Origin of the sequence: Streptococcus sp. DD10, from assembly GCF_001578805.1 — a bacterium.
In the GTDB taxonomy this organism is placed as follows: domain Bacteria; phylum Bacillota; class Bacilli; order Lactobacillales; family Streptococcaceae; genus Streptococcus.
On sequence record NZ_KQ969159.1, the window covers coordinates 101541 to 110862 of the forward strand.

The 9322-nt window shown below is 38.8% G+C and carries 9 protein-coding genes; 3 read left to right on the forward strand and 6 right to left on the reverse strand.

All coding sequences use genetic code 11. The annotated features are described in order from the left end of the window. Positions 1–60: 60 nt before the first annotated feature. From nusG to pbp2a, 4 genes are all read right to left on the reverse strand, one after another. A complete protein-coding gene (gene nusG, locus STRDD10_RS04760) occupies positions 61–597 on the reverse strand; it encodes a transcription termination/antitermination protein NusG (protein WP_067193559.1) in 537 nt (178 codons plus the stop codon). 178 nt (positions 598–775) lie between these two features. Then, a complete protein-coding gene (gene secE, locus STRDD10_RS04765; protein ID WP_067193560.1) occupies positions 776–958 on the reverse strand; it encodes a preprotein translocase subunit SecE in 183 nt (60 codons plus the stop codon). A 9-nt stretch (positions 959–967) separates the two neighbouring features. Then, a complete protein-coding gene (rpmG, locus tag STRDD10_RS10465; protein WP_015605910.1) occupies positions 968–1120 on the reverse strand; it encodes a 50S ribosomal protein L33 in 153 nt (50 codons plus the stop codon). Between the two features lie 52 nt (positions 1121–1172). After that, entirely contained in the window at positions 1173–3401 is a 2229-nt protein-coding gene (pbp2a, locus tag STRDD10_RS04770; RefSeq protein ID WP_067193562.1) for a penicillin-binding protein PBP2A, read from the reverse strand. Positions 3402–3521: 120 nt separating this feature from the next. Between pbp2a and STRDD10_RS04775 the strand changes: the two genes are divergently transcribed. Next, the gene (locus STRDD10_RS04775) at positions 3522–4394 is read left to right on the forward strand and encodes an RluA family pseudouridine synthase (protein WP_067193564.1); all 873 of its coding nucleotides are present in this window, start codon (positions 3522–3524) and stop codon (positions 4392–4394) included. 248 nt (positions 4395–4642) lie between these two features. On the opposite strand, the gene galE is transcribed toward STRDD10_RS04775, so the two are convergent. Continuing rightward, positions 4643–5659 (reverse strand): UDP-glucose 4-epimerase GalE, encoded by a 1017-nt coding sequence (gene galE, locus STRDD10_RS04780; protein ID WP_067193566.1) that lies wholly within the window; start codon positions 5657–5659, stop codon positions 4643–4645. A 395-nt stretch (positions 5660–6054) separates the two neighbouring features. Next, positions 6055–7827 carry a glycerophosphoryl diester phosphodiesterase membrane domain-containing protein gene (locus STRDD10_RS04785; protein ID WP_067193567.1) on the reverse strand — a complete coding sequence of 591 codons (1773 nt, stop codon included), beginning with the start codon at positions 7825–7827 and terminating at the stop codon, positions 6055–6057. Between the two features lie 528 nt (positions 7828–8355). Between STRDD10_RS04785 and STRDD10_RS04790 the strand changes: the two genes are divergently transcribed. Together STRDD10_RS04790 and STRDD10_RS04795 are read left to right on the forward strand one after the other, a co-directional pair. After that, positions 8356–8796 carry a LytTR family DNA-binding domain-containing protein gene (locus tag STRDD10_RS04790; protein WP_067193569.1) on the forward strand — a complete coding sequence of 147 codons (441 nt, stop codon included), beginning with the start codon at positions 8356–8358 and terminating at the stop codon, positions 8794–8796. Next, positions 8793–9230 (forward strand): DUF3021 domain-containing protein, encoded by a 438-nt coding sequence (locus STRDD10_RS04795; protein ID WP_443031084.1) that lies wholly within the window; start codon positions 8793–8795, stop codon positions 9228–9230. Before STRDD10_RS04790 ends, STRDD10_RS04795 begins: the two co-directional genes overlap by 4 nt. The last annotated feature ends 92 nt before the right edge of the window (positions 9231–9322 follow it).

Below are 9322 nucleotides of genomic sequence, written 5' to 3' on the forward strand. Positions count from 1 at the left end.
TGACCTTATCTATAAACTCAGTAAGAACTCTCAGTGGCAGAGAATCCTCTGAAGCACTACTTATAGCTCTGCAATTTGGTTTAATTCAACTTCTGCAATGGTGTCATTTCCAAACATGGTAATCATCATCTTAACCTTGTTATTATCGATTTCTGTAATCTTACCTGTATAGTCTGCAAAAGCACCATCAATAATACGAACCGTATCACCGACTTTTACGTCAATATCAAATTCTTGAACAGTTTGACCCATTGATACCAAAATAGCACGGATTTCTTCTTCCAATAATGGAGTTGGTTTAGAACGGTTCCCGTGTGAACCCACGAAACCAGTAACATTAGGCGTATTCCGAACAACAAACCAAGCCTCATCTGTCATGACCATTTCAACTAGGACATAACCTGGGAAGCGATTTTCTTCTACTTCTTTCTTCTCTCCATTCTTTTCCACTTGTACCGTTTGAGTCGGGATCTCCACACGAAGAATATTTTCTAACATGTTATAAGTCTGGGCTCGTTGCAAGAGATTTTCTTTTACTTTATTTTCATATCCTGAGTAAGTTTGTAGGACAAACCAACCTTTATCAAAACTATCCATTTGTTTTTCCTTTCATAAGAAAAAAGCCTACCTGGCTTCTTCTCTTTTGTTTTCATCCTTATTATATCACAAATACAGAAAAAAGGGAGACAGAGGGAAGACTAAAACCGAAAAATTTTAATCTCCATCCCCCTTCACCTAAAGTGAAATCTGATCAAGAACAACTCTAAACTTTTTCTTAGAACAGATTCAAATCTAGCAAAGCCAACAGTCCTCGTGAGACTAATTGGTCAAAAATGTAAATAATCAGTACAAAGAAAGCAGTATACTCGATGACAGAAATGAAATCTGTCCAGCGTTGCTTTCTTGTTGGCCATGTTGTATCACGCAACAAACGGAAAATATCACCGATAAATTTCACAAGTATCTCCTATCTGGTTTCTTTATGTAGCGTATACTTGCTACAATGTTTACAATATTTATTTACTTCTAGTCGTGTGGGTTTTGGCGTACTACTCAACTTGATAGAGTAGTTTCGCGACCCGCAAACTGTACACGCTAGACTCGCTTTTTTTAATGCCATAACGCCTCCATTCGTTTTATTATAGCAAGTTTTTCTGTCTTTGACAAGGTCTTTAATTAAAAAGTCCTACAATGGAATCCCATAGATTTTGGGCTTTTTCTGGAAGCTGAGCGTCATTAATCGCATTTCTAGCTTGATCGACTAGGTTGTTTGCTTTATCCTGAATCTCCTGGAGGAAATCACTACCTGTGCTATTGGTTTGTGTTGTAGTATCTGTTGCATTCACAGGTGGGATACCATTCTCAGCATAGGCATTTTTCTCGTCTGTAAACTGACTACCATCTGTATAAGGCAAGATAGAATTTGCAGTTGCCCTAAAAATTGTGGACGCTTCATTAGCACTGGTTCCTGTTAGATAATGCGTCTCATCAGTCGTCGGAAAGCCCAACCACTGGCTAATCACTACATCTGGCGTGTACCCAATAACCCACTGGTCACCTGAAAGGTCCGCATTAAAATCCGTTTCTGTGGTACCTGTTTTTCCAGCCATTGTATACCCGTAAGGGGCTGCATAAATCCCTGTACCGTTTGAAAATGTCCCTAACATCATGCTTGTCATTTTGTCTGCAACTGTACCATTTATTACGCGCGTACTACTTTGATTGTAACTCTTGACGACTTGACCACTAGCATTTTCAATTTTCGTAATGAGATGAGCTTCATTCATGACTCCACCATTGGCAAAGGTGGAGTAGGCCTGGGCCATTTGAAGTGGGTTCGTGGTCACTCCTGAACCTAATGCAACCCCGAGTACACGGTCCACATTTTCCATGTTTAATCCGAACTTGCTCCCGTATTCAAACGCTTTTTCGATTCCGAGTTCATTGACCGTAGCTACAGCTGGAATATTCAATGAGTCAGCTAGAGCTTGATACATAGGAATAGTTGCTGCCGTTTGAATACCCGCATAGTTATTAACCATATAGCCACCAGGATAACTAGTTCTTGTGTTATCCAGTTCCTTATCAATAGCCCATCCTGCTGCTATGGCAGGGGTATAAGCCACTAAAGGTTTAATGGTCGATCCAGGACTACGACTGGATTGGGTGGCATAGTTAAAGGTACGAAAGGCCGCATTTACATCACTATTAACTCGACCAACTACAGCACGCACTCCCCCCGTTTTAGGATCTAATGCGACACTACCTCCTTCCGCTCTTGTATTGTCTTGGGCAAGAGGAAACAACTCTTCATTATTATAGACAACCTGCATATTTGCTTGGTAGTTTTGGTCTAACTCTGTGTAGATCCGATACCCATTGTTAACAATTTCTTCTTCTGTTAGGCCATACTTACTAATCGCTTCATTGATAACAGCATCAAAATAGGAAGGGTAACGATAGTTTTCCGTCTTACCTGCATAGTTATCGACCAGCTGACTTGCGATATCTGTACTGGCCGCTTGATCTGCAGTTGCTTGATCAATATATCCTGCATCTACCATATTTTGTAAAACAGTGTTTCTTCGGTTAGTCGCATTTTCTACCGAGTAAAGAGGATTATATATCTCAGGTCCTTTAAGCATACCAGCTAACATAGCAGCCTGATCTAAACTAAGTTGGCTTGCTGCTATTCCAAAATACTTTTGACTAGCATCCTCAATTCCCCAAACTCCGTTACCAAAGTACGAATTATTGAGATACATGGTCAAAATCTGCTCTTTGCTGTATTTTTTTGTCAATTCAAGAGCCAGGAAAAACTCTTTGGCTTTTCGCTTAACGGTCTGTTCTTGACTGAGATACGCATTCTTGGCCAATTGCTGAGTAATCGTTGAACCACCTCCACTTCGCCCGCCTGTTACAATCGCCATGAAAAAGCGCCCATAGTTGACTCCACTATTTTTGTAAAAAGAACGGTCCTCAGTAGCAATCACTGCATTTTGCATCGCTTCGCTGATTTCACTTAACTCAACATAGGTCCCTTTTTGTCCAGATAGACTCCCTGCTTCGTCACCATTTTTGTCTACAATGACTGTCGTTGCTTTAAGGGCACTTTCCAAATCTTTGACATTCGTGTTCTTTGCTAGAAGAAAAAGATATCCTCCCACTAAAAAACTAGCTGTTAGCGTCAAAATAAGGATAATCTTAGTTAAGTGATAGTTACGCCAAAAACGACGAAACTTATGTGTTGAAGATTTCTTACCCTTACCAGATTTTCCTGAACGGCTATACTGGTGCTCCACCTCTTCTACAAGTTCATCCTGCTTATCAACAGATTCAGGTGAACTTTCCTTCTTAAAATAGTCAATTAGTGTTTCAAAAAGTGTTCGTATATTCTTCATATGTTCATTCTAGCACCTTTTTTTCTCTGATACAAGAAAGGACATAGCGAACAGAGCCTATTTTCAGCTAGTTTTAAGGAAAATCTTCTCAGTCTCCCTTTTTTTTGATAGAATAATGATATGAAATTTCAGATTCCAATTCCAGACTCCTTTCCCACAATGAGTGTCAAAGAACTACTCGAAGATTACTTTCTCATTCCTCGTAAGATTCGTCATATTTTACGAATCAAAAAGCATGTCTGGATCAATCAGCAAACAATCAACTGGCAAAGCCCAGTCAAAGCTGGAGACCAACTGACCTTACAGTTTGACCAGGAGGACTATCCTGAAAAAACGATTCCTTTTGGAAAAGCCGATTTAGTTGAGGCACTCTATGAAGATGAACACCTCATTATTGTCAACAAACCTGAAGGTATGAAAACTCACGGAAATGAACCAACTGAACTTGCCTTGCTAAATCATGTCTCCGCCTACACCGGACAAACCTGTTATGTCGTCCATCGTCTGGACAAGGAAACAAGTGGTACCCTACTTTTCGCAAAAAACCCCTTTATCCTCCCCATTCTGAATCGACTACTAGAAGATAAAAAAATACAGAGAGAATACTGGGCATTAGTAGCAGGAACCTTTAAGCAAAAGACGCTTGTCTATAAAGACAAGATTGGACGAGACCGTCACGATCGTAGAAAACGCCTTGTCGATAGAAAAAATGGAAAACCCGCAGAAACCCATGTCACCCAACTGAAACGATTCGCTCAAACTAGTCTTATCAAGTGCCAACTCAAAACAGGGCGTACGCATCAGATTCGCGTCCACCTCAGTCACCATCATCACCCTATCCTAGGCGATCCTCTCTATCATCCAAACAATACGGTTCATCGTCTCATGCTACATGCCCACAGACTCAGCTTACGACACCCTCTGACCCTTGAAACCATTCAAGTAGAAGCCGTATCCTCTAGTTTTGAAGAAGGAATAAGAAATGCCGATTAAACTTGAAGAGCTTTAGGATAAGTAGTCCCTGCTTAGCTTTGACTTCATGAAGAAGCACTTCCTTTCTTTTTTCATTTCGATCACCAATCTCGACATTCAAAAAACAGTTCGTTTTATTTTGCTAATTTTTGATATTTGTTAAACGATTATAATAAAATTTATTGTTCCGTAATGGCTAAGTTTCTTTCGATCTTACTGTTAGTTTCCCCCAGAAGAAAAATAGGCTGGGCTCTTTTTGCCCAACCTTTTTACTTTTCATACCCATTTGGGTTTGTATTTTGCCATCTCCAAGAGTCACGTACCATGTCTTGGAGATTTTTTTCTGCTTTCCAACCAAGGACCTCTTGAGCCTTGCTAGCATCTGCAAAACAAGTCGCCACATCACCGAGACGACGCTCCTTGATAACATAAGGGATTTCTACATCATTTTCTGCTTGGAAAGTCTTAACCAAGTCCAACACACTATATCCAACCCCAGTCCCTAGATTGTATACTTTGCTACCTTTTGTTGTGAGATTGTCTTTGACAGCTAGTACATGTCCCTTGGCAAGATCAACCACGTGGATGTAGTCACGTACCCCAGTCCCATCCGACGTATCGTAATCATCTCCAAAGATACTCAACTCCTTCAGTTTCCCAACTGCAACTTGAGTAATATAAGGCATAAGGTTATTCGGAATCCCATTTGGTGCCTCTCCAATCAGACCTGACTCATGGGCTCCGATAGGGTTGAAATAGCGAAGATTGGTTACAGACCAGTCTGCATTTGCAAAAGCTACGTCATTTAAAATTTGCTCCATCATCAGTTTCGTATAGCCATAAGGGTTGGTCGCTGATGTTGGTAAATCCTCTGTCAATGGTGAAACATTATTCATCCCATAAACCGTTGCACTTGAGCTAAAGACGATATTCTTTACATTATTTTCACCCATCACTTCTAAAAGATCAATCGTCCCACCAACATTATTGTCATAGTATTTCAACGGTTGAGCTACTGATTCCCCTACAGCTTTAAAGGCTGCAAAATGAATGACTGTCTCGATCTGATTTTCTTTAAACACGCGATTCATAAAGGGCTTATCTGAAATAGAGCCCTGATAAAACGGTATCTCCTGACCTGTAATCTTTGTCAAGCGTTCTAGTACTTCTGGTGAGCTATTTGAAAAATCATCCACAATCACTACTTGATAGCCACTTGCTACCAACTCAACAACTGTATGACTACCAATATAGCCTGCACCACCTGTAACTAAAATCTGTGTCATCCTAACACCTCGTTTCCATTTTACTAGCCCTAGTATACCATTTTTTAGGTAGAAGAGCTAACAAAATCTTTGTCTAAATAACGAATAAATGACCCTATAAAACTCTTTATCGGAAACAATATCCAAACAAATCTGTTAATTTCCAATCTATGAGTGAACTCCCTCAACTTCCAAAAAATGGCTATTCTTTCTGTATAATCTACTAAAAAGCAAAAACACTAAAAAGCAAAAACACTAAAAAGCAAAAACACTAAAAACAAACAGACTTAACTAGATTAAACGCATGCAAAAAGCGAATGATACCTCCCTCTAAAGAATGGAGACAAGTATTCCTTCGCTTTTTACTTATTCAGCATCAGACATTTTCAGAGTCCCTTTTGTAAGCCCCCTTTCAACTAAGCACTCGCAAAAACATTGATATAATTAAGTGCACGATTCAGCAGGATATAGAAGATATCCGGATTTTCAAACTCTTCATTGACGTTCACTTGAACTAACTCGACATCATCGGTAATCATACCGTCCACACCGAGCTGAAAGGACTTACTAATGGATTCTTCATCATTGATAGTCCAATCATAGACTTGTTGCCCTGTATCAAACATTCGACTGGTAAAGGTTTCATCTAGAGTAGAGTACTCCATGGTGTATCCAGTCGCTTGAGTCTGAGGAAATATGGTGTTATATGGCAAGATGAAGAAGACCGGCAAGTCTTGATCATAGGCTATTGTTGTAGCAACTACACGATAATCCAAGGATTGTAGCTGGTGATTTTTTTCTTTTAAACGCTTGCCATAGGTTGTCAAAAAACGTGTCATCATATCCTTTGAGTCTTGACTACTCGTCTTGACTTCTACCAAGAGTTTCTGACCTAACTCATCGGCCTTATCAAGGTAAGCCTGAAAACTAGGGATTTTTACTGTATAGCCATTCTCAGTGACATCTAGATTGGTCAACTCCTCCAAGGTCAAGTCTTGAGGAGTAAGATCCACACCGGCTAGAACTTCGAGATTGGCATCATGCATGAGGACAAACTGCCCATCTGCTGTTTCTTGGATATCAATCTCGACATAATCTGGTTTTAACTTAGCCGTTTCCACTAGTGATTCAATCGTATTTTGAACCCCATTATTATTTGAAACCCCTCTATGGGAAATCACCAAAGGCTTGGTATCCCAGGATTGGAAAAGGGAAACATAGCCTTCAAAGGAAAAAAAGGCTCCTGCTACTGCAACAATCGTGAGGCGCAACAGGGGATGCTGCTTGGCTGGTTTTGGTGGAAGAGCCTTTTCAGTTACTATCCCCATAAATTTGATTAAAAAATAAGAAACCATCATATAGTAAGCCAGTTTAATCAAACTAAAGTTGAAAAGACCAGCTAAGAGAATCAAGCGCGGGAAACGGCTGTCAGCTTGACTTTCTGCAACGGCTTGCAAGATCATCACAAGCATAATCAAGAATAAATAAAGGAGAATTGTTTTTAGAAAAAGAAAGACTATTTTCCAAAGATAACCCCACCAACGCTTATGGGTTTTTGAACGGCTAAACCGTATAGCCTCTCGCACGCCCTTTCCTTCAAATAGGATTTGTGGCAAAGCAAACATCCAGCGAATGGATAGAATAAAAACAAACAAGCCTGATGCCATGAGAAGAAAAGCAAACCAAAGATTATTTAACAAAAAATCCTGAATAAAGCTAGGGATAATAAATTTATCTAAATAGTAGATATTGAGTAATTTCCCCAAAATGGGAAAGAGTACGGCAATATAAAAACTAATAAAGAGAATCTTGCTAGCCGTAAATTCCCGAACAGCCCCTTTTGTATCTTGGAAAGATTGCAAAAGAAAATCCTTTAAATGAAAGGCACGTTCACTGAAAAGATTGTACAGCCCTTTAAAGAGATAAACAATTTGAAAATAAGCCACAAATAGATTGACTCCAAAAAGCAAAACTAAGCACACAAAAGTTATCGGACTCGTTCTAATAAGGGGTAAGATATTATTGTAGGATAAAAACTGGTAGCCTGACAAGCGTAAAAGTTGGGCTGCCAACCATGAATTCAGAGGACGCCACCCATAATCTAAGATTAAAAAATTAGTAAAAAAAAGCAAAAAAATCTTATCCAAGTGCTGATAGAGCCGCAGATAGCCAAGGCGTTTGGAAGCCATGTTGTTCTCCTTTGGTGTTTTTTCTATTGTAACATAAAAGAAAAAAAGTGAAAAGAAGTGAATTTATGATTTCCTCCTAATAAGGAGAGTACAAGAACGGAGCAAAATTTGACCAGCTAAACCTAAACGATTAAAATCATCTGATGATGTTTCTCGTGAAACAGTAGGAGTTTAAAAATAAAAAGTCTAGAAAACGTTTCTCCAAACGAGACTAAAAATTTTTAGTACACCAATTACACCGCCAAATCTCACAGCAAACTACAAAAACACCATATACAAATCATCAAAGTAGCAGACCTAACCACTTAAATAATTCCTTACTATTAAAATACTAGCTCCCTTCCAATCCATACCTGTTCCAAACAAAAAATAGAAATTGAATGAAGCAAACGGTGTTTCAATGAACCGATTCTCTATTCAACCGTATAAACAAGAAATAAAACCAGATAGACAAAAAGGCTTGTTTTCATAGATAAAATGATGTTTAATAGAGTTAACCTAGGTAATAAAAAGAAAGGGAGAATCCGAATGGATATAAAGGTTCATATTGACACCTCTATTAGCAAAGAATGCATCACCATCGAAGCGCCGGTACGATCTCAACAAATAGAGCAAGTGTTAGACTTCCTCCACCATTTAGAAAACGCAGATAAATTAGTCGTCAAAAAAGACGGAGAAAGCTACGCAATAACCGTTAGCGAATTTGAACGAATTTATATTGAAAATAGAAAATTAGTTCTAGAAAGAGGAGGACTTCTTTACAACTCCAACCTCCGTCTCTATGAAGTAATAAAATGCTTGCCAAAAACTTTTCTACAAATCTCACAATCTGAAATCATCAATACTCAGATGATTCGCTTGCTAAAACAAACCCCTAATGGGATGGTTCACATTTTTCTAAAAAATGGAGCAGAAACTTATTCATCTCGTCGCTATTTAAAAACTATTAAGGAGAAATTATCATTATGAAACGTTATTTTACATCTGGCATGTCTGGCATCCTAATCGGACTCGTCATTTCAATAGGGGTATCCTTCTTTGTCGCACCGTCTTATATGCCTCTCAATCCTTACTCTGCTATCGGTATTTGGATGAGAGAACATCACATTCACGGATCCCTTGTCCTTCTTTATTGTTTACTCATTTGGTTTGCTATCGGCCTCCTATTTGAGATAGGAAATCAGCTCTTCCGTTTAGATTATAGTCCTCTTAGAGCCACCATCTACCATTACAGTGTAACACTTTTGGGCTTTATTCCTTTAGCTATTCTTGGGGGCTGGTTCCCTCTGCAGCTCGGTTTTATTCTCTCACTTATTCTTGAATTTAGCATCATTTATCTCATCGTTTGGCTAATTAAATACTTTATTTATAAAAAAGAATCGATGAAATCAATAAAAAATTAAGAAACTAGCTCAACAAGAAAGAGTCCAGTCTCTTTTCCCTCTTAGAAAAATCCAATGATAAAAGTATAAACAAGCACAATAAAATCAACTCC

Excerpts from the sequence above, each read along its gene's own strand:
- STRDD10_RS04785 (WP_067193567.1), bottom strand. The coding sequence starts at position 7,827 with ATGGCTTCCAAACGCCTTGGCTATCTGCGGCTCTATCAGCACTTGGAT.
- pbp2a (WP_067193562.1), bottom strand. The coding sequence starts at position 3,401 with ATGAAGAATATACGAACACTTTTTGAAACACTAATTGACTATTTTAAG.
- galE (WP_067193566.1), bottom strand. The coding sequence starts at position 5,659 with ATGACACAGATTTTAGTTACAGGTGGTGCAGGCTATATTGGTAGTCAT.
- rpmG (WP_015605910.1), bottom strand. The coding sequence starts at position 1,120 with ATGGCATTAAAAAAAGCGAGTCTAGCGTGTACAGTTTGCGGGTCGCGA.
- STRDD10_RS04795 (WP_443031084.1), top strand. The coding sequence starts at position 8,793 with ATGAAACGTTATTTTACATCTGGCATGTCTGGCATCCTAATCGGACTC.
- STRDD10_RS04790 (WP_067193569.1), top strand. The coding sequence starts at position 8,356 with ATGGATATAAAGGTTCATATTGACACCTCTATTAGCAAAGAATGCATC.
- nusG (WP_067193559.1), bottom strand. The coding sequence starts at position 597 with ATGGATAGTTTTGATAAAGGTTGGTTTGTCCTACAAACTTACTCAGGA.
- STRDD10_RS04775 (WP_067193564.1), top strand. The coding sequence starts at position 3,522 with ATGAAATTTCAGATTCCAATTCCAGACTCCTTTCCCACAATGAGTGTC.